This window comes from Bradyrhizobium sp. ISRA442 (assembly GCF_038085055.1).
Taxonomy (GTDB): domain Bacteria; phylum Pseudomonadota; class Alphaproteobacteria; order Rhizobiales; family Xanthobacteraceae; genus Bradyrhizobium.
The window spans coordinates 655,466-673,391 of the sequence record NZ_JALGCN010000002.1; the positions used below are offsets into that span (position 1 = coordinate 655,466).

15 protein-coding genes and 1 pseudogene are annotated in these 17,926 nt (G+C 65.7%); 7 read left to right on the top strand and 9 right to left on the bottom strand.

Features of this window, described 5'->3' with window-relative positions:
* Nucleotides 1–8 precede the first annotated feature (8 nt).
* Nucleotides 9–635: pseudogene (locus MTR72_RS06160) on the top strand (alpha/beta fold hydrolase); the annotation flags it as partial.
* Here the strand turns inward: MTR72_RS06160 and MTR72_RS06165 are convergent.
* The 3 genes from MTR72_RS06165 to MTR72_RS06175 all read right to left on the bottom strand — a co-directional run bounded on the left by MTR72_RS06165 (nt 585) and on the right by MTR72_RS06175 (nt 5,291).
* On the bottom strand, nt 585–1,469 hold the full coding sequence (locus MTR72_RS06165) for a 4-(cytidine 5'-diphospho)-2-C-methyl-D-erythritol kinase (protein WP_280965442.1): 885 nt from the start codon (nt 1,467–1,469) through the stop codon (nt 585–587). The pseudogene MTR72_RS06160 and the gene MTR72_RS06165 sit on opposite strands and share 51 nt — an antisense overlap.
* A gap of 86 nt (nt 1,470–1,555) precedes the next feature.
* Nucleotides 1,556–3,352 (bottom strand): tetratricopeptide repeat protein, encoded by a 1,797-nt coding sequence (locus tag MTR72_RS06170; protein ID WP_280965443.1) that lies wholly within the window; start codon nt 3,350–3,352, stop codon nt 1,556–1,558.
* 277 nt (nt 3,353–3,629) lie between these two features.
* On the bottom strand, nt 3,630–5,291 hold the full coding sequence (locus MTR72_RS06175; protein ID WP_280965444.1) for an electron transfer flavoprotein-ubiquinone oxidoreductase: 1,662 nt from the start codon (nt 5,289–5,291) through the stop codon (nt 3,630–3,632).
* Nucleotides 5,292–5,427: 136 nt separating this feature from the next.
* Between MTR72_RS06175 and MTR72_RS06180 the strand changes: the two genes are divergently transcribed.
* On the top strand, nt 5,428–6,237 hold the full coding sequence (locus MTR72_RS06180; RefSeq protein WP_280965445.1) for a uracil-DNA glycosylase: 810 nt from the start codon (nt 5,428–5,430) through the stop codon (nt 6,235–6,237).
* Between the two features lie 122 nt (nt 6,238–6,359).
* Here the strand turns inward: MTR72_RS06180 and MTR72_RS06185 are convergent, their stop codons facing one another.
* The 4 genes from MTR72_RS06185 to MTR72_RS06200 all read right to left on the bottom strand — a co-directional run bounded on the left by MTR72_RS06185 (nt 6,360) and on the right by MTR72_RS06200 (nt 10,638).
* Entirely contained in the window at nt 6,360–7,868 is a 1,509-nt protein-coding gene (locus MTR72_RS06185; RefSeq protein WP_280965446.1) for a glycosyltransferase family 39 protein, read from the bottom strand.
* Between the two features lie 151 nt (nt 7,869–8,019).
* Nucleotides 8,020–8,916, bottom strand: a complete 897-nt coding sequence (locus MTR72_RS06190) for a ribonuclease HII (protein ID WP_280965447.1) — start codon at nt 8,914–8,916, stop codon at nt 8,020–8,022.
* A 78-nt stretch (nt 8,917–8,994) separates the two neighbouring features.
* Nucleotides 8,995–9,450 (bottom strand): VOC family protein, encoded by a 456-nt coding sequence (locus tag MTR72_RS06195; protein ID WP_280965448.1) that lies wholly within the window; start codon nt 9,448–9,450, stop codon nt 8,995–8,997.
* Nucleotides 9,451–9,474: 24 nt separating this feature from the next.
* Complete coding sequence (locus tag MTR72_RS06200; protein WP_280965449.1) at nt 9,475–10,638, bottom strand: PA0069 family radical SAM protein; 1,164 nt, start codon at nt 10,636–10,638, stop codon at nt 9,475–9,477.
* A 196-nt stretch (nt 10,639–10,834) separates the two neighbouring features.
* Between MTR72_RS06200 and MTR72_RS06205 the strand changes: the two genes are divergently transcribed.
* Together MTR72_RS06205 and MTR72_RS06210 are read left to right on the top strand one after the other, a co-directional pair.
* On the top strand, nt 10,835–13,249 hold the full coding sequence (locus MTR72_RS06205; protein WP_280965450.1) for a phosphoketolase family protein: 2,415 nt from the start codon (nt 10,835–10,837) through the stop codon (nt 13,247–13,249).
* 9 nt (nt 13,250–13,258) lie between these two features.
* Nucleotides 13,259–14,449, top strand: coding sequence for an acetate/propionate family kinase (locus tag MTR72_RS06210; protein WP_280965451.1), 1,191 nt, complete (start codon nt 13,259–13,261; stop codon nt 14,447–14,449).
* 183 nt (nt 14,450–14,632) lie between these two features.
* Here MTR72_RS06210 and MTR72_RS06215 read toward each other — a convergent pair whose 3' ends face one another.
* Nucleotides 14,633–15,469, bottom strand: coding sequence for an RMD1 family protein (locus MTR72_RS06215; protein ID WP_280965452.1), 837 nt, complete (start codon nt 15,467–15,469; stop codon nt 14,633–14,635).
* Nucleotides 15,466–15,837 carry an MJ0042-type zinc finger domain-containing protein gene (locus MTR72_RS06220; protein WP_341510228.1) on the bottom strand — a complete coding sequence of 124 codons (372 nt, stop codon included), beginning with the start codon at nt 15,835–15,837 and terminating at the stop codon, nt 15,466–15,468. The genes MTR72_RS06215 and MTR72_RS06220 overlap by 4 nt, the downstream gene beginning before the upstream one ends.
* Before the next feature lie 108 nt (nt 15,838–15,945).
* On the opposite strand from MTR72_RS06220, the gene MTR72_RS06225 reads away from it, so the two are divergent.
* The 3 genes from MTR72_RS06225 (at nt 15,946) to MTR72_RS06235 (ending at nt 17,674) form a co-directional block, all read left to right on the top strand.
* Nucleotides 15,946–16,521 carry a glycosyltransferase gene (locus MTR72_RS06225; protein WP_280965454.1) on the top strand — a complete coding sequence of 192 codons (576 nt, stop codon included), beginning with the start codon at nt 15,946–15,948 and terminating at the stop codon, nt 16,519–16,521.
* Between the two features lie 62 nt (nt 16,522–16,583).
* On the top strand, nt 16,584–17,534 hold the full coding sequence (locus tag MTR72_RS06230) for a bifunctional helix-turn-helix transcriptional regulator/GNAT family N-acetyltransferase (RefSeq protein WP_280965455.1): 951 nt from the start codon (nt 16,584–16,586) through the stop codon (nt 17,532–17,534).
* Nucleotides 17,534–17,674: a hypothetical protein gene (locus MTR72_RS06235; protein ID WP_280965456.1), complete on the top strand. Its 141-nt coding sequence runs from the start codon at nt 17,534–17,536 to the stop codon at nt 17,672–17,674. The genes MTR72_RS06230 and MTR72_RS06235 overlap by 1 nt, the downstream gene beginning before the upstream one ends.
* The last annotated feature ends 252 nt before the right edge of the window (nt 17,675–17,926 follow it).

Consider the following 17,926-nt stretch of genomic DNA (forward strand, 5'->3'; position numbering starts at 1 on the left):
GCAGCACGATGCTCGTTCCGCAAAGTCGCTACTACGAGTCCCACAGCCTGCGGCTGCATTATGCCGACTGGGGCAACGAGGGGGCGCCAACCGTCATCCTGGTTCACGGCGGCCGCGATCATTGCCGGAGCTGGGACAGCATCGCCCGATCGTTGCAGCCGCACTTTCACGTGCTCGCGCCCGACCTCCGCGGGCACGGCGATTCCGATTGGACCAGGGGCGGCAGCTACGCCCTGACCGAATATGTGTACGATCTCGCGCAGCTCGTCCGCGCCGTCGCGGCGCCCCAGGTGATCCTGATCGGCCACTCGATGGGCGGGATGGTGAGCCTGATCTATTCGGGATCATGTCCCGAGCAGGTCTCTGCGCTGGTGGTCCTCGACGGTGTGACCGTCCTGCCGGATGCGGAGAAGCCGCCGGCACACGAGCGCATCACCAAATGGATCGGCCAGCTCGACAAGCTGCACGACCGCACACCGCGTCGCTATCGCACGATCGAAGACGCGGCGGCGCAGATGATCGCCTACAAGTCGCCGCGGGCGGATGCTGGGTTGCTTCGCTTCGCTCGCAATGACGCGGGAGGCTTAGCTCAACGTCCCCGCATGCACCCACCAGCCGGGATGATCCCTGCGGATTTGCTCGGCTGCAGCGTGCGCCTCGGCGGGCGCGCCGAAGATCGCAAAGCAGGTGGCGCCGGAGCCCGACATGCGGGCGAGCTTGACGCCGGCAGACGCGCGCAAGGCTTCCAGCACGTCGCCGATCACGGGCTCGATGCGCATCGCGGGCGCTTCGAGGTCGTTGGCCACGGTTTCGAGAACCTCGACCCAGTCGGCGATGGACGCCCCCTCCTCCGGCCAGGCCGGAGCCTCGATGACGTCGGTGGCGCCGACCAGGAGCTCACCGTTGAGCAGGCCAAGCGCCTGGAACACATCCTTGGTCGCAACCGGCACGCGCGGATTGACCATGACGCAAGGCATGCTCGGGAGCATCAAGGGCAAGAGCTGTTCGCCGACGCCGGTCATGTCGCAGGCGCGCGAGAGCAGACACACTGGCACGTCGGCACCGGTCGCCAGCGCGACCCGCTGCAAGCGGGGATCATCGAGTGCGAGATCGTTAAGACGGGCGAGCAGCCGCAGCGCTGCCGCCGCATCGGCCGAGCCGCCGCCGATGCCCGCTGCGACCGGCAGAACCTTGTCGAGCGCGAAGGCGCCTAACTTCAGGTTCGGCACAGCGTCGGCCAAAAGCTTGGCCGCCTTGAAAACAAGATTGTCGGACGTGTCGCCGCAGGCCGCGGCGAGCGGCCCCGTGGTGGTAAGCCGAAGCTCGCCGCCCGGCTCCAGCGTGAGCCGGTCAGCGCAGTCGGCGAAGGCGACCACGCTTTCGAGATCATGATAGCCGTCGGCGCGACGGCCGACCACGCGAAGGCTTAAGTTGACCTTCGCACGCCCCTCTTCGATCAACGCCGGCATCGGCGACACGCCCCCAGGAGTCTCTTTGTTTTGCGCATGATCTTATCGGAAAACCGCTGCACACTTTTCCGGATCATGCGCGCAGCTCAGCCGCCCTTGCCGTCGTCCTTCTTCTTCTCGGCTTGGGCAGCCGAGGAGTTCGAATTGTCGTCGGTGAGACCGCCTGCGATCTTGGCCTCGATCTTCGGCAGCTCCTCCGGCTCGGGCTTGAGATCGCGGGCATGCGCCCACTGGAATTTCGCTTCCAGCGTGCGGCCGACGCGCCAATAGGCATCGCCGAGGTGATCGTTGATGGTGGGATCCTCGGGCTTCAGGTCGATCGCGCGCTCGAGGTTCTTCACCGCTTCTTCGTAATTGCCGATGCGGTAATAGGCCCAGCCGAGAGAATCGACGATGTAGCCGTCATCGGGGCGCTGCTCGACGGCACGCTTGATCATCTTCATGCCTTCGTCGAGGTTGATGCCCTGGTCGATCCAGGAATAGCCGAGATAATTGAGCACGTGCGGCTGGTCGGGCTGCAGCTCGAGCGCCTTCTTCATGTCGGCCTCGGCCTTGCTCCACTGCTTGGAGCGCTCCTCGCAAATGCCGCGATAGTAATACCAGACGCTGTTGGCCTTGTCGTTGCCGGGCGGCAGCACGTCGACGCCTTGCGAATAGGTCGCACCGCAGTCGCCGAACTTCTTGCGGCCGCGCTCGATGTTGCCGAGCGCCATGATGGCTTCAAGATCCTTGGGATCCTCGCTCACCACGCCCTTGAGAATCTTGATCGACTCGTCGGTACGATCGGCGGAGTCGAGGTCGACCGCGAGTTGGATCTGCGCGTTGCGCTTCAGGGGCGAGGACGCCGGCACGCGCTCGTAGACCTTGATCGCCATCTGCGGCCGCTTCACCGATTCGTAGAGATCGGCGAGCGAGAGCAGCGCCAGCGGATGGCTGGGCTGGAGATAGAGCGAGAGCTGGAGATAGACCAGCGCCAGATCCTCGCCACCGCGGCGGGTCAGCGTGGCGCCGATGCCGTAGAGCGCCTCGGCCGCACCGGCCTGCGCGGAATCGACCAGCGGCGGCATCTTCTTGCCGGCGCGGGTCTCGCGCAGGCCTTCCTGGATCAGCGGATGACGGGCAAGCTTCTTGTCGAAGGCCGCGTAGATGGCGGTTGCGGCGGCCGCGTCCTTGTTGCGCGACAGCCAGCGCGCATAGGCCTCGGCCACGCGCAGCATGGAATCGTCGAGCTTGTAGGCGCGCTCGAAGCGGGTACCGGCATCCTTCTCCTTGCCGGCGAGCTCGAGGATCATGCCGGTATGGAGGTCCTTGAACAGCGGATACCATTCGGGGCCGGCCAGCTTGTCGATGCCAGCGACAGCGCCCTTGGAATCGCCGGCGCCGTAAGCGGCCCAGCCCGACAGCAGCGTAGCGACGAGATCGGTGATCGGACCGCGGATCGACTGGTTGATGTTGCTCTGCGCGGCCGAATATTTCTTCAGCTTGAGATCATGCACGCCGACCACGAGACGCGCGACGCGGTTGGTCTTGTCGATGGTGAGGATGCGCTCGGCGAGCTTGACCGCTTCATCGATGTCGCCGTCGGCGACCGACGAGATGAAGGCGCGGTCGAGCAGCTCGTTGTTCTTGGGATCGGTGCGCAGCGCCGAGCGGTAGAAGGCGGCTGCGGAGGCGGCATCGCGTTCGACGCTGGCGTGGCGGGCGGCGAGATAGCTGCCGGAGGTGGTCAGCGACTTCAGATCGTTTCGGGTCGGAAACTGCGCCGCCGTGTTCTCCGGATGATCCGGCGTCTGCGCCAGGACCGCACCGGGGGCCGCGACGAGCGCGGAGCCCGCAAGGGCGATGGCGGCAACAGTCCAGCGGTTGAAACGATTTGAAAACATCAGGGCTCGCCTTGAGTTGGTAGTGCCTGGGTTTGCAGCAGAAGGCCGTCTCGCATACGAACGCGGCCGGCGGCATCTGGACCCGGAACCGTCAGGCCGACAATGCCGCTTTTGGCGCCTCACCGCAAGGATTCGGACCGGCGATCCCCTCCGCGCGCCCCAAATCAGCCAAGTGCGCCCCAAGACGCTCCCACTATGGCCTTATCGTGGCCGCGAGCGACCTGCCGCGGCCCGTTCCTCACGCGAACGTGCGTCGGATTAACTTTTCGGCCTTCCCCTACATCGCCTCGTAGTTCGGACCGCCGCCGCCCTCCGGGGGAACCCAGGTAATGTTGCCGTTGGGGTCCTTCACGTCGCAGGTTTTGCAGTGGACGCAGTTCTGGGCATTGATGACGAAGCGCGGGCTTGTGTCTTCGTCGACCCACTCATAAACGCCGGCCGGGCAATAGCGGTTCGAGGGTCCTGCGAAGACATCGTGTTCGGACGTCTTCTGCAGATTCATGTCCGTGACCTTGAGGTGAACCGGCTGGTCCTCCTCATGGTTGGTGTTGGACAGGAACACCGAGGACAGCTTGTCGAACGAAATCTTGCCATCCGGCTTCGGGTAGACCTTCGGCGTATGCTGCTTGGCCGGATCGAGCGTGGCGCGGTCGGGCTTGGCATGCGACTGGGTGCCGAACAGCGACGCGCCGAACAGCGTGTTGCACCACATGTCGAAGCCGCCGAGCGCGACTCCGAGCACCGTGCCGAACTTCGACCACAGCGGCTTGACGTTGCGGACCAGGAACAGATCCTTGCCGACCGACGAGGAACGCCAGGCGTTCTCGTACTCGACGAGCTCATCATTGGCGCGATCGGCGGCGATGGCGGCCGCGACGTGCTCGGCGGCGAGCATGCCGCTGCCCATCGCATTGTGCACGCCCTTGATGCGCGGCACGTTGACGAAGCCGGCCGCGCAGCCGATCAGCGCGCCGCCGGGGAAGCTGAGCTTCGGCACCGACTGGTAGCCGCCTTCGGTGATGGCGCGCGCGCCGTAGGCGAGCCGCTTGGCGCCCTCGAAGGTGCCGCGGATCGACGGATGAGTCTTGAAGCGCTGGAACTCGTCGAACGGCGACAGGTACGGGTCGTCGTAGTTCAGATGCACGACGAAGCCGACGGCGACGAGGTTGTCGTCGTAGTGATAGAGGAACGAGCCGCCGCCGGTCTTCATGTCGAGCGGCCAGCCGAACGAATGCTGGATCATGCCCTTCTGATGCTTGGCGGGGTCGATCTGCCAGACCTCCTTGAGGCCGATGCCGAATTTCGGCGGCTCGCACTTCGCATCGAGCGCGAACTTGTTGATGAGCTGCTTGGTGAGGCTGCCGCGGGCGCCCTCGGCGAACAGCGTGTACTTGCCGAGCAATTCCATGCCACGGGTAAAGGAGTCCTTCGGCTTGCCGTCCCTGCCGATGCCCATGTCGCCGGTGGCGATGCCGCGCACCTTGCCCTCATCGTCGTAGAGCACTTCGGCGGCCGCAAAGCCCGGATAGATCTCGACGCCGAGCGCTTCGGCCTTGCGCGCCAGCCAGCGGCAGACATTGCCGAGCGAGCCGATGTAGCAGTGATGGTTGTCCATCAGCGGCGGCATGATGAAGTTCGGCAGCTTGATCGCGCCGCCACCCGTCATCCAGTAGAAGCGGTCGTCCTTGACTTGCGTTTTCAACGAGCAGTCGGGATCATTCCGCCAGTCGGGAATCAGCTTGTCGAGGCCCGCAGGATCGATCACCGCGCCCGAGAGAATGTGTGCGCCGACCTCGGAGCCTTTTTCAACTACGACGACGTTGAGATCGGCATTGAGCTGCTTCAGCCGGATCGCGGCCGCCAGGCCCGAAGGGCCGGCGCCGACAATGACGACGTCGAATTCCATGGATTCGCGCGGGGGGAGTTCTTCGGTGCTCATCTGATCTCAGCCCTTGAGACGGTTCCTTGTCATTTGCGCCCCCTTGTTTCCGATTTTTCCGGGTAGGACAACCTCGGAAATGCGTTCCGCTGGGATGCAAGGCGGCCCAAACTGATATAAAAGTCAGACCTTCCAGATGATCCCCGAACCTACCCCCACCGTCCGCGAGCTTCTAGCCTTCTATCTGGAGGCCGGTGTCGATTGCGCGCTGGCGGAAGAACCGATCGACCGGCTGGCCGAGGTCGACGCCCCGCCGCCGCCCGCGCGCGTGGCACAGCCGGCGGAGGCGCCGCCGCCAGTGGCCGCGCCCGCCGTGATGCGCGGCGAGGCGGCGCCCGCTCCCGACATTGCAATCGCCTCGGCGCGCGAGGCCGCGCGCACCGCGCCGACGCTCGAGGCGCTGCGCGAGCTGATGCAAAGCTTCGAGGGCTGCGCGCTGAAACACACCGCGACGCGGCTGGTGTTCGCCGACGGCAATCCGCAGGCGCGCATCATGTTCGTCGGCGAGGCGCCGGGGCGCGACGAGGACATCGAGGGCCTGCCCTTCGTCGGCCGAAGCGGAAAACTGCTCGACCGCATGATCGGCGCGATCGGGCTCGACCGCAGCAACGCCTATATCGCCAACGTGATCCCGTGGCGGCCGCCCGGCAACCGAACGCCGACGCCGCAGGAGACACAGATCTGCCTGCCCTTCATCCAGCGCCAGATCGAACTGGTGAATCCCGACGTGCTGGTGACGCTCGGCAATCCCTCGACGCAGACGCTGCTGTCGACGCGTGAAGGCATCATGCGCACCCGCGGCCGCTGGTTCGACTACGACACAGGCCAACGCACGATCCGCGCGCTGCCGACCTTCCACCCGGCCTATCTGCTCCGCTCGCCGGCCTACAAGCGGCTGGCCTGGCAGGATCTGCGCGCGATCGCGAAGGTGCTGGCAACATCGTGAGGGGCGGAACGGCCCCTCCCCGTCATTGCGAGCGCAGCGAAACAATCCAGACCGTCACAGCGGAAAGATTCTGGATTGCTTCGCTGCGCTCGCAATGACGACGGACAAAACGCGAGAATGCGTCACGTCCCCTTCGGCCGCACGATGGCCCAGCCGACGCGCAGGAGTTGCTGGCGTCCGGTCACCAGCCATTCGAAGGCGCGCGGCACTTCGGGCACGATGCCGGGGAAGCGTTTGAGGATGTCCGGCGGCGGCGTGCCGGCCGTGTCGGAGGCGCGCCAGACCACGACGCCGCCGGTCTCGCTGAATTTCGCCGATGTCATCCAGGGCGTGCGTGCAGGATCGGCATCGATGAAGAGATGCGGCCGACCGGAATGCAGCGCAATCAGGCTTGCAAGCTGGGTCTCGCCGGCGACGGCGCGCAGGCGATGATTGGTACGTCGTGCAAAGCTCTCGTCGAAGAAGTCGGAGATCGCGCGCGCCGGCATCGAGGTCGCGATCTCGCCGGTGCCGGTCCAGGGCATCGCCAGGACGGCCAGCACAACGCCCGCCGCCGGCGCCACGACCGCCGCGGCCCACACCGTGCGCAGCATCCGCGCGCGCCGCATCGCGATCAGATCGCCGGCCGCCACGACCACGGCAAGCCCCGCCATCACCAGCACGACGCCGGCGCCGCCGACGACACCGTCGAGACCGAACAGGCCAGCGATCAGGACCGCACCGAGGGCCGGCGCGAGCGCGAAGAAGTAGACGAAGCTTTGCGCCAGCGGCGCGACCGACGGCCGATAGATGATCGGCGGCTCCTCGGTCTTGCCGGCGAACCAACCGGTGTTGAGGAAGGCCAGCGCGGGAACCGCCGCTGCGCCGAGCACGAGACCGCCGAGCAGCCAGGCCGCGTTGAGTGCGCGGGCGTTCAGCTCGGAGACTTGCGGCAGGGGCGGCAGGACGAGCGTCTCGGCGCGCATCAGCCAGACCGCATAGGGCAGTGCCAGCACGGCGACGACCACGATCGCAAACAGCGGGTCGAGCGCGCGCAGTGTCCGGCGGCCGCCGGCGGTCGCAACCGCGAAGATGGCGAGCAGCGAGAGGAGAAAGATCGCCGCCGGCGTCGTCAGCAGCAACAGCCCCGCCTCGATCGACCAGGCGAACCAGGCATTGCCGCGGCGCTGGCCGATGATTTGCCAGGAATGCAGCAGGAGCAGCGTCCAGAGCGGCCGCGCCAGCACCAAGGGGCCGAAGTCGAGCGCGGGCGAAGAGAAGGCCAGCACCGTCATGGTTAGCAGCACCGCGAGCACCGCCTGCTGGCTGCCGACCACGGCGCGCGCGAGATGATAAAGCGCGACGAAGGTCGCGATCTCGCAGAGCTCGGCCAGGACGTAGACGCCGAACATATGGCCGCCCGCGGTACGGTAAGCGATGTCGGCAAGCCAGATCGGCAAGGGCGGGCCGAGATCGGTGCCGACCTGGTATTCGCGGCCGAAGGCCAGAAGGGTTGCGAGGTTGCCGGGCGGGCTGCGGTAGAACACGAGCGCCACGAACAGCCACATCGCGGCCTGCAACAACACCACGATCCACACGACCAGCCGCGGCCGGGCGCGAATGAGCTCGATGACGAGGGAGGTAAACCGCATGCAACGTCCGAAAGATGCAGCCAACCCGTCCAAGCCGGCCCTATTCGCTTTGCCCTGATTTGATAAAGCGCGCTGCGCGTCGTGGCAACGACCGTCTACTCCCTCTCCCCGTTCTTACGGGGAGAGGCGAAGAAGGTGCACTGCGGGCGTTCTAGAGATTCGCGGAAGCGTCGGCTTCCACCTCCGCGTCGACCTCCACCTCCGTCACAGAGAACAGATCCACCACCGGCTCTACGGTCCAGGGCATGTGCTTGGCGCGGGCGGCGGCGACGGGGGCGAAGAAGCTGCGGTGGTGGACGGAGGGGCCGAGGCGGTCGAGCGCCTCGAGGTGCTCCGGAACGGCATAGCCCTTGTGCTGCTCGAAGCCGTAGCCCGGGCAGTCCTGCGCCAGCGCGCACATTAGACGATCCCGCGTCACCTTGGCGACGATCGAGGCCGCGGCGATCGACACGACGAGTCCATCGCCGCCGATCACGGCCTCGCAGTCGCAAGCCGTGTCGAGCCGGTCGCGACCGTCGACAAAGACATGGCGGGGCGCCTCGGGCAGCGCCAGCACCGCACGCTTCAGCGCCCACAGCGAAGCGCGCAAAATATTGTCGCGATCGATCCGCCCCGGCGAGGCGACGGCGACCGAGACCTGTGCGGTCGCGCAGATCTTGTCGAACAACTTCTCGCGCTCCTCCGCGGTCAGCCGCTTGGAATCGTCGATGCCGCGCGGAATGCGGTTGGGATCGAGGATCACGGCAGCCGCCACCACGGGGCCGGCGAGCGGCCCGCGGCCGGCCTCGTCGCAGCCCGCCACCGGCCAGACGCCACGCTTGATCAGCGCCCGCTCGCGGCGAAAGCTCGGCGGCGCGACGACGATGATCTCTTTCTTGGCTGCGCTCTTGGCGGCCTCGGCGCTGCCCGCCGCAACCTTGTCTCCTGAAGTCTTGTCTACTGAAGTCTTGCCAACTGACGCTTTGGCCGCCTTTGGCACAGCCTTCTTGGCCGCGTCCTTCTTTGGCGCGTCCTTGGCTGGCTTGCTGGCGGATTTGTCTCGAATCATGGTCGGGACAGTGCGCAAGCGGTCCCGGTTGCGCAACCGGGAACCCGGGATAATTCCCGTTATTCAGATGGAGCCGCCTCACTCTGCGAGATGCACGCGCCGATCGTCGCCGACCTCAATGCCCGGCGCGACTACCACCTCCCAGGGATGGCCATCGGGATCGGTAAAATAGCCGGAATAGCCGCCATAGTCGGTCTCGTGCGCGGCCTTTAGCAAAGCGGCTCCCTTGCCGACGGCAAACGCCAGCACCGCGTCGACCTCCTCGCGCGTCCGGCAGTTCCAGGCGAGCGTCATGCCGCGAAAGGCAGGTGGCCTTGGCCTATCCGGCAGGGTGGCATCCGCAGCGAGCTTGTCCCAGTGAAACAGGGCAAGCACCGGACCGCCGGTGTCGAAGAAGGCGACCGCCTCGCCGGTCACCTTCAGCCTGCGGGCAAAGCCGAGCGCTTCATAGAAGGCGATGCTGGCACGGATGTCGCTCACGCCGAGCGTGATGACGGTGAGCCGCGGCACCGGGACGGTGAATTCCTCGCTCATACACGCCTCGTCAGTTTTTGTTTCTCAGAACAGGCTGAGCTGATCGCCGTTCCGTTTGGGCTTCGCAAAATGATCCGTCGTCAGTTTCGAGCGCCGCTTGTTGAGCCCGAGCCTGTCACAGGCGATCTCGAAGCGACGGCCGATGGTCCAGGCCATCGGGCCGGTGCCCTTCATCCGCTCGCCCCATTTCGAATCGTAGTCGCGACCGCCGCGCATGTCGCGGATCAGGGTGAAGACGTGGCGATAACGGTCCGGATAGTTCGCCAGCAGCCATTCGCGGAAGAGATCGCGCACCTCGAGCGGCAGCCGCAACAGGACATAGGATGCTTCCTTGACACCGGCATGCGCGGCGGCATCCAGAATGCGCTCGATCTCGGAATCGTTCAGCGCGGGGATCACGGGCGCGACCATGACGGTGGTCGGGATGCCGGCATCCGAGAGCTTCTTCAGCGCCTCCAGCCGCTTCGGCGGCGTGGACGCCCGCGGCTCCATGGTGCGCGCGAGTTTGGGATCGAGCGTCGTGACCGAGAGCGCGACCTTCGCAAGGTTCCGCTTCGCCATCCGCGCGAGAACGTCGATGTCGCGCACCACCAGCGCCGATTTGGTGACGATGCCGACCGGATGGCCGGCGCGCTCAAGCACCTCCAGAATGCCGCGCATGATTTTGCGCTCGCGCTCAATCGGCTGGTACGGATCGGTGTTGGTCCCGATCGCGATCATCCGCGGCTCGTAACCGGGTGCGGCGAGCTCTTTCTCCAGCAGCGCCGCCGCTTCGGGCTTGGCGAACAGTTTTGACTCGAAATCGAGCCCGGGGGAGAGGCCGAGATAGGCGTGGGTCGGCCGCGCGAAGCAATAGACGCAGCCGTGCTCACAGCCGCGATACGGATTGATCGAGCGGTCGAAGCCGATATCGGGGGAATCGTTGCGGGTGATCACCTTGCGCGAGGTGTCGACAGCAACCGTGGTCTTGAACGCCGGCAGCTCGTCCAGGCTCTGCCAGCCATCGTCGAAGGCGACGCGCGCCTCGGCCTCATAGCGGCCGCTGGCGTTGGATTGCGCGCCCCGCCCTCGCCTGCGCTCGCGGTCGATGGCGACCGAAAGCTCGGGGAAATCGGAAGGCGCACCCGCCGGCTCGGAGGGCGCCGTGACCGGCGGGTGCCTGAGGGCATGAGAGGATGCTCGACTCATGCAGCCAAGATAGCATCTGACAGGAACAAATCAAGAACGAGAGCAAAAATCCGCAAAACAAGCCGCCCAAAGTTTGGGCGGAGGATTTTGACATCGCGCAAGGGGTCGCCGTCGCGATCCCGTTCGATGCCCGCCAGGGATCGATCTTGCGCCAACAAGGTTGGTGACGGTCGTTGCGTGAAGGGTCGGCAGAAACATGACAGACAGACAACAAGCAGGCGCCGCGACCGGCGACCTCGACCTCCTCGATCAATATTGGCGCGCCGCCAATTATCTCTCGGTCGGCCAGATCTACCTCATGGACAATCCGCTGTTGCGCGAACCCTTGCGGCCCGAGCACATCAAGCCGCGCCTGCTCGGCCATTGGGGCACCACGCCGGGACTGAACTTCATCTATGCCCATCTCAACCGCGTCATCCGCGCGCTCGACCTCAACGTCCTCTACGTCTGCGGTCCCGGCCATGGCGGCCCGGGCATGGTCGCCAACACCTATCTCGAAGGCACTTACAGCGAGATCTATCCCGATATCGGGCGCGACGCGGACGGATTGCGGAAGCTTTTCAGGCAGTTCTCCTTCCCCGGCGGCATTCCGAGTCACGCGGCACCGGAAACACCGGGCTCGATCCATGAAGGCGGCGAGCTCGGCTACGCGCTGGTGCACGCCTATGGCGCAGCGTTCGACAATCCAGGCCTGATCGTCGCCTGCGTCGTCGGCGACGGCGAAGCCGAGACCGGCCCGCTCGCCGCGTCCTGGCACTCGAACAAGTTCCTGAACCCGGCCCATGATGGCGCTGTGCTGCCGATCCTCCATCTCAACGGCTACAAGATCGCCAACCCGACCGTGCTCGGGCGGATGCGCGACGAGGAGATCCGCGAGCTGTTCCGGGGCTATGGCCACGAGCCGCTATTCGTCGAGGGCGACGATCCGAAACTCATGCATCGAACCATGGCGGATGCGCTCGACGTCGCGCTCACCAGCATCCGCTCGATCCAGCAGCACGCCCGCGACGGGCGCACGGCGGTCGAGCGGCCGCGCTGGCCGATGATCGTGCTGCGCAGCCCGAAGGGCTGGACCGGCCCGAAAGAGGTCGACGGCCTCAAGGTCGAAGGATTCTGGCGTGCGCATCAGGTGCCGGTTGCCAATTGCCGGGAAAATCCCGCGCATCTGAAGCTGCTCGAGCACTGGATGCGCAGCTACGAGCCGGAAAAACTCTTCGACGCCGACGGCAGGCTGATTCCCGAGCTCCAGGCGCTGGCGCCTGAAGGCGACCGCCGCATGGGCGCCAATCCGCATGCCAATGGCGGGCTGTTGAAGAAGGAGCTGAAGCTGCCGGACTATCGCGGCTTCGCGGTCGAGCTACAGCGGCCCCGCGGCGTAGCGGCGGAAGCCACGCGCGAGCTCGGCAAGTTCCTGCGCGAGGTCGTCCGCCTCAATGCGGATGCGCGCAACTTCCGCATCATGGGACCGGACGAGACCGCGTCAAACCGGCTCGATGCGGTGTTCGAGGCCACCGAGCGGGCGTGGATGGAGAAAACCGAGCCCTACGACGTGCATCTCGCGCAGGACGGCCGCGTGATGGAGGTCTTGAGCGAGCATCTCTGCCAGGGCTGGCTCGAAGGCTATCTGCTCACCGGACGCCACGGCTTCTTCTCCTGCTATGAAGCCTTCATCCACATCGTGGATTCCATGTTCAATCAGCATGCCAAATGGCTGAAGGTCTCGCGCGATCTGCCGTGGCGGCGCCCGATCGCCTCACTCAATTATCTCCTGACCTCGCATGTCTGGCGTCAGGACCACAACGGTTTCAGCCACCAGGACCCCGGCTTCGTCGATCTTGTCACCAACAAGAAAGCCGACATCGTCCGCGTCTATTTCCCGCCGGACGCCAACACGCTCTTGTGGATCGCAGATCACTGCCTGCGCACCTACGACCGCGTCAACGTGATCGTCGCGGGTAAGCAGCCGGCGCCGCAATGGCTCTCGATGCAAGAGGCCATCACCCATTGCGATGCCGGCATCGGCATCTGGACGTGGGCGGGGACAGAAGATGCGAGCAGCGAGCCCGACGTGGTGATGGCCTGCGCCGGCGACGTGCCGACGCTGGAGACGCTCGCCGCCGTGGACCTCCTGCGCAAGGCGCTGCCGGATCTGAAGATCCGCGTCGTCAACGTGGTCGACCTGATGACGCTGCAACCGAAGGAGCAGCATCCGCATGGCCTGTCCGATCGCGACTTCGACAGCCTGTTCACGCGCGACAAGCCGGTGATCTTCGCCTATCACGGCTATCCCTATTTGATCCATCGCCTGACTTATAACCGCACCAATCACGGCGGCATGCATGTGCGCGGCTTCGCCGAGGAAGGCACCACGACGACGCCGTTCGACATGGTCGTGCTCAACCAGCTCGACCGCTATCACCTCGCGATCGAGGCGATCGAGCGCGTGCCTGATCTCGCGACCAAAGCTGCACAAGTGAAACAGCAATTCCGCGACGCGCTGATCAGGCATTCGCGTTATGTGCGCGAGCATGGCGAGGACATGCCGGAGATCCGCGACTGGGTCTGGCCGGGCAGCGCGGGCGGCAAGACTCCGGCGGAAGCCGGCGACTGACGGTGGGCCATGTCAGACGCAGCTCTCGTCCTCAACACCGGCTCGTCCAGCATCAAGTTTGGCCTGTTCGATATCTCGGCGGCCGCACCCGTCCTGCTCTGCAACGGTCTGCTCGACGAGCACGAGACCAAGCCGCAGCTCGTTGTGAGAAGCCCCGCAGGTGAAGATCTGTACGAAACGCAACGGACAGCGTCGGAGGCGGGCGGCGATGCTCTGTTCGCCGATGTCCTCGGCTTCGTCGAAAAATCCTTCGGCGATTGCCGCCTGCGCTGCGTCGGCCACCGCATCGTGCATGGCGGCCCTGAGTATTCCGGTCCGGTCGAGTTGACGGAGCATGTCGTCGCGAGGCTCGACGCGCTGACGCCGCTTGCGCCGCTGCATCAGCCGCGCTGCCTGGCGCCGGTCCGCGCCATCAGCGCGATCCGGCCCGGACTGACGCAGATCGCCTGTTTCGACACTGCCTTTCACGACGGCCTCGCACCGCCGGCGAGCCGGTTCGCCATTCCGAGGCGCTATGAAGAGCGCGGCCTCCGGCGCTACGGCTTCCACGGCCTCTCGTTCGAATATGTTGCAGGCCGCCTTGCCGAGATCGCACCGCCGCGTGTCGCGGGCCGCACCGTCATCGCGCATCTCGGCAATGGCGCGAGCCTTTGCGCGCTCCGTGCCGGCCGCAGCGTCGACACCACGATGGGACTGACGCCGCTCGACGGGCTGGTGATGGGCACGCGTTGCGGCACCATCGATCCCGGCGTCCTGCTCTATTTGCTCGATCACGAGAAGATGTCGCGCGCTGCCGTGCAGCACCTACTCTATCACGAGTCGGGCCTGCTCGGCGTCTCCGCAATCTCGGCAGACATGCGCACGCTGCTCGCAAGCGGCGACGCCGCGGCGAAAGAGGCGATCGATCTCTTCACCTTCCGTGTGGCGCAGCAGGTGGCGATGATGGCGAGCACGCTGCAGGGGCTGGACTGCCTGGTCTTCACCGGCGGCATCGGCGAGCACAGCCGCGAGATCCGCAGCGAGATCTGTGCGCGGCTCGCCTGGCTCGGCGTGCGGATCGATGCAACTGCCAATGGCGAGGCGCGCGAGGCCATCCACCGCCACGATAGCGCCGTCGACGTCTTCGTCATACCGACCAACGAGGAACTGGCCATGGCGTGGCACTGCGCGGCGGTGCTGCGGCAGAGCGAGCGCCCTTGAGAGAGTGGCTCAGTCTCTTTGTGGCCATCCTTCGAGACGCCCGCTGCTGGCAGGCTCCTCAGGATGAGGTCTTATTTCGTGGCGAAATTCTAGACCCTCATGGTGAGGAGCGCCGCCCTGCGGCGCGTCTCCGGACGATGCTTTGCATCGCCGGGCGAACCATGAGGACGAGCAACAAAGACGTCAGTGAGTCCCGGACAGGATCTGGAAAACGCCGATCACGACCTCGATCACGATCAGCACCACCACCGCCACCTCGAGGCGCAGCGAGCGCTGCGTGTCGATGATGTCCGTCAGCGCGTTGGCCGTCTCTGAAATGGCCGTGAGCTTGCGCTCGAGCGTCTCGAGGCGCTCCGTCAGCTCGTACTCGTCTTCGAGACGGGCATAGAGCCGGTCGAGCTCCGGCTTCTCCCAGAGCACGTCGGGCTTCTCGGCAATCGCGACGCGGCCGGCCACGCGCTGCTGGACCAGGAGCGCGTTGCCGATTAACTGCAGAATGCCCTTGCGCCGGGGCGGCGTGCGGCCCTGCTCGGCGAGCTTGCGCGCGAAGGGCTCGATGACGTCGAACACTGCAGCGACGCGCCGCTCGTCGCGCGCCAGCGACGTGCTTTTGGCGAGCGCGTCCGCAATCAGGAGCAACCGGTCGTCGGAGAACTTGGCGAGGCAGATCGGGCCGCCCGGCTGAATCGCCTCGGCGCTTTCGTCGCTGCAGAGCTGAGCCTGCGCGGTCTCCTCCTCATAGGGGCTGAGCTCGCCGATCACACGCGGCTTCAGATTGTCGATAAAGACCTTCTCCTCCGACGGGAGCAGCCCGATCAGGACCACGACACCGTAGCGGAAGATCACGGCAAGTCCGGCATGGACGCGGAACGCGGCGGGCATCGATGAGACCAGCGGGCCGATCTCGAGCCCCGAGGCATTGATGCGGTCGCCGAGCATCACGGCGCGGATCCGCAGGGTCGGCGCGGCGTCCTGCTTCGGCGATGTCGTCGTGCCAATGGTGAGCTGATCGGCCTTCACGCAACTATCCTGCTCGGGGCCACGGTGAGGCGGTAGATGACGGCCCGGGATCCATCGAAGACGTCGAGCACGTGATCGCAGACGGTGCAGCGGAATTCACCGGGCTCGCCGGTCAATGATGATAGCGTAATCCGACGGAACCCGGCTCCACATTTCGGACAGATGATGTCGCTTTTTTCCATGATTGCGCGCTTTCCTGTCTGAGCGGCCGATCCGCGACCCGCGCTGCGGGAGCATGATCGGCCCACGCTCGACAATCGCTGCGGCGATACCGGGTTTCTGTCATCGCGGGCATTTGCCGAAACATTCGGCATAGTTGTCTGCCAAGGGCCAAACATCGGATGCGACGGGTCGTTCGGGTTTACCATCCAACGCCGACGCCCGGCCGAGACGTTGCGCCCGGCCTCGCCGCATGTTTATGACACCGTCATAACAAGGTACGCTTCTCCGAAATTTGAGCCACTGAAGCCTCAATCATGCTGAGCGTCATCATTCCGACCAAAGGGGTCGAACAGACGGCGGTCGCTACGCTGGCCGCGCTGGTACCGGGTGCCGCCGCCGGCGTCATCCGCGAAGTTCTCCTGGTCGACGGCACCCGCAATGGCGTCATCGAGCGCGTGGCAGACGTTGCCGGCTGTCGTTTCATCGGTTTCGAGGGATCCTCGCAAGGTGCAGCGCTCGCCGCCGGCGCGCTGCAGGCCCGTTCGCCCTGGCTGATGTTCCTGCACGCCGGCGCCGTGCTCGAAACCGGCTGGATCGAGGAAACCACCCAGTTCATCCAGACCGTCGCGGCCAGCGGCCGCGACCGGGCCGCCGTGTTCCGCTATTCCCGCTCGCCATACTCGGATACCACACCGCGCGACTTGTTTCGCGCGGTGGCGCGAATGCTCGTCGGCCCGTTCGGCGACCAGGGGCTTTTGATCGCGCGCGATCACTACGACCGGATCGGCGGCTACCCTCCCCAGGCGCGCCGTTCCGAGGCCCGCCTGTTGCGGCGGCTCGGCCGCTCCTCCCGGACGCTGCTGCGCAGCCGGATCGTCATGGTGGGCTGAGCCTGCATGATGCTTGCCAAAGTCAAATAATTAATTGACAATGGCAAGTATCGAGGTGCCCCATGACAACAAGCCTGACGCATTCGACCGCAGAGGTTTCCAACGACCAGGTCCAGGCGGTTCGCGCATTCAACCGCTTCTACACCCACAAGCTCGGCGTGCTCGACCAGCAGCTCCTGAAGAGTCCGTTCTCGCTGAGCGAAGCGCGCGTCCTCTATGAGCTCGCCCATGGCGGCGAGCAATCGGCCAAGGAGATCGGCGGCGCGCTCGGGCTCGATCCGGGCTATCTCAGCCGCATCGTACAGAGCTTTGACGAGAGCGGCCTGATCGCGCGCAAGCCGCTCGCATCCGACCGCCGGCAATACCAGTTGAGCCTGACGGCGAAGGGCCGTCAGGCCTTCGCCAAGCTCGAGCGGGTGACGCAGGAGGATGTCGCCGCGATGTTGCGGCCCCTCTCGGGCGAGGACCGCCGACGGCTGACCGCTTCGATGGAGACGATCGAGCGGCTGCTCGCGATGCCGCGCACGCCGACGCCGCCCGCGACCCTGCGCGAGCCGCGGCCCGGCGACATGGGCTGGGTGGTGCAGAGCCACGGCGCGCTCTATGCCGGCGAATACGGCTTCGATTCCGGTTTCGAGGCGCTGGTGGCCGAGATCGTCGCAAAATACATGACCTCCTACGACGCCTCGCGCGAGCGCTGCTGGATCGCCGACATCGAGGGCCGTCCGGTCGGTTCGGTGTTTCTGGTGAAGGCGAGCGACGACGTCGCCAAGCTGCGTCTCCTGCTGCTCGATCCGGCAGCGCGCGGACAGGGCCTCGGCCAGCGCCTTGTCGCCGAATGCGTCTCGTTCGCGCGCGCCTGCGGCTATCGCCGCATGACGCTGTGGACGCAGAGCATTCTGGTCGCCGCGCGGAAAATCTACCAGGACGCCGGCTTCAAGCTGGTCGCCACCGAGCCGCATCGCAGCTTTGGGCAGAACCTGACCGGAGAGACCTGGGAGCGGGATCTCTGATGCATCAGTGGGACGACGCCACGCACCGCGTCGCCGCCGAATTGGTCGACCTCTACAAGCGCCGCGCCCACCGGCTGCGGCGCAATGCGTGCCGAGATCTCTGGCGCATGATGTGGTGCTCGCTGACGCGGAAGAGCTAGCAATTGGATCAACCAGCGCGGTGCACGTTGATGTGCCCTCGCCCCTTGTGGGAGAGGGCAGCTCCGCTGGCAGACGCGTGCTCACGTGGGTGAGGGGTTTCTCTCCACGCTTTCGGTGCTGAGAGAGACCCCTCATCCGGCGCTTCGCGCCACCTTCTCCCACAAGCGGCCTGTTGCGGTCATCTAACCGCATCTCGCAGCCGATTGCCATCGGCGGCGGCGACCAGGGAGGCACGAGAATGCATTTCCTGT

Bases quoted from the DNA above. Each gene is read 5' to 3' on its own strand.
- MTR72_RS06205 (WP_280965450.1), top strand. From the start codon at position 10,835: ATGACAGACAGACAACAAGCAGGCGCCGCGACCGGCGACCTCGACCTC.
- MTR72_RS06195 (WP_280965448.1), bottom strand. From the start codon at position 9,450: ATGAGCGAGGAATTCACCGTCCCGGTGCCGCGGCTCACCGTCATCACG.
- MTR72_RS06235 (WP_280965456.1), top strand. From the start codon at position 17,534: ATGCATCAGTGGGACGACGCCACGCACCGCGTCGCCGCCGAATTGGTC.
- MTR72_RS06225 (WP_280965454.1), top strand. From the start codon at position 15,946: ATGCTGAGCGTCATCATTCCGACCAAAGGGGTCGAACAGACGGCGGTC.
- MTR72_RS06180 (WP_280965445.1), top strand. From the start codon at position 5,428: ATGATCCCCGAACCTACCCCCACCGTCCGCGAGCTTCTAGCCTTCTAT.
- MTR72_RS06190 (WP_280965447.1), bottom strand. From the start codon at position 8,916: ATGATTCGAGACAAATCCGCCAGCAAGCCAGCCAAGGACGCGCCAAAG.
- MTR72_RS06230 (WP_280965455.1), top strand. From the start codon at position 16,584: ATGACAACAAGCCTGACGCATTCGACCGCAGAGGTTTCCAACGACCAG.
- MTR72_RS06220 (WP_341510228.1), bottom strand. From the start codon at position 15,837: ATGGTAAACCCGAACGACCCGTCGCATCCGATGTTTGGCCCTTGGCAG.
- MTR72_RS06210 (WP_280965451.1), top strand. From the start codon at position 13,259: ATGTCAGACGCAGCTCTCGTCCTCAACACCGGCTCGTCCAGCATCAAG.
- MTR72_RS06165 (WP_280965442.1), bottom strand. From the start codon at position 1,469: ATGCCGGCGTTGATCGAAGAGGGGCGTGCGAAGGTCAACTTAAGCCTT.
- MTR72_RS06170 (WP_280965443.1), bottom strand. From the start codon at position 3,352: ATGTTTTCAAATCGTTTCAACCGCTGGACTGTTGCCGCCATCGCCCTT.
- MTR72_RS06185 (WP_280965446.1), bottom strand. From the start codon at position 7,868: ATGCGGTTTACCTCCCTCGTCATCGAGCTCATTCGCGCCCGGCCGCGG.
- MTR72_RS06175 (WP_280965444.1), bottom strand. From the start codon at position 5,291: ATGAGCACCGAAGAACTCCCCCCGCGCGAATCCATGGAATTCGACGTC.
- MTR72_RS06200 (WP_280965449.1), bottom strand. From the start codon at position 10,638: ATGAGTCGAGCATCCTCTCATGCCCTCAGGCACCCGCCGGTCACGGCG.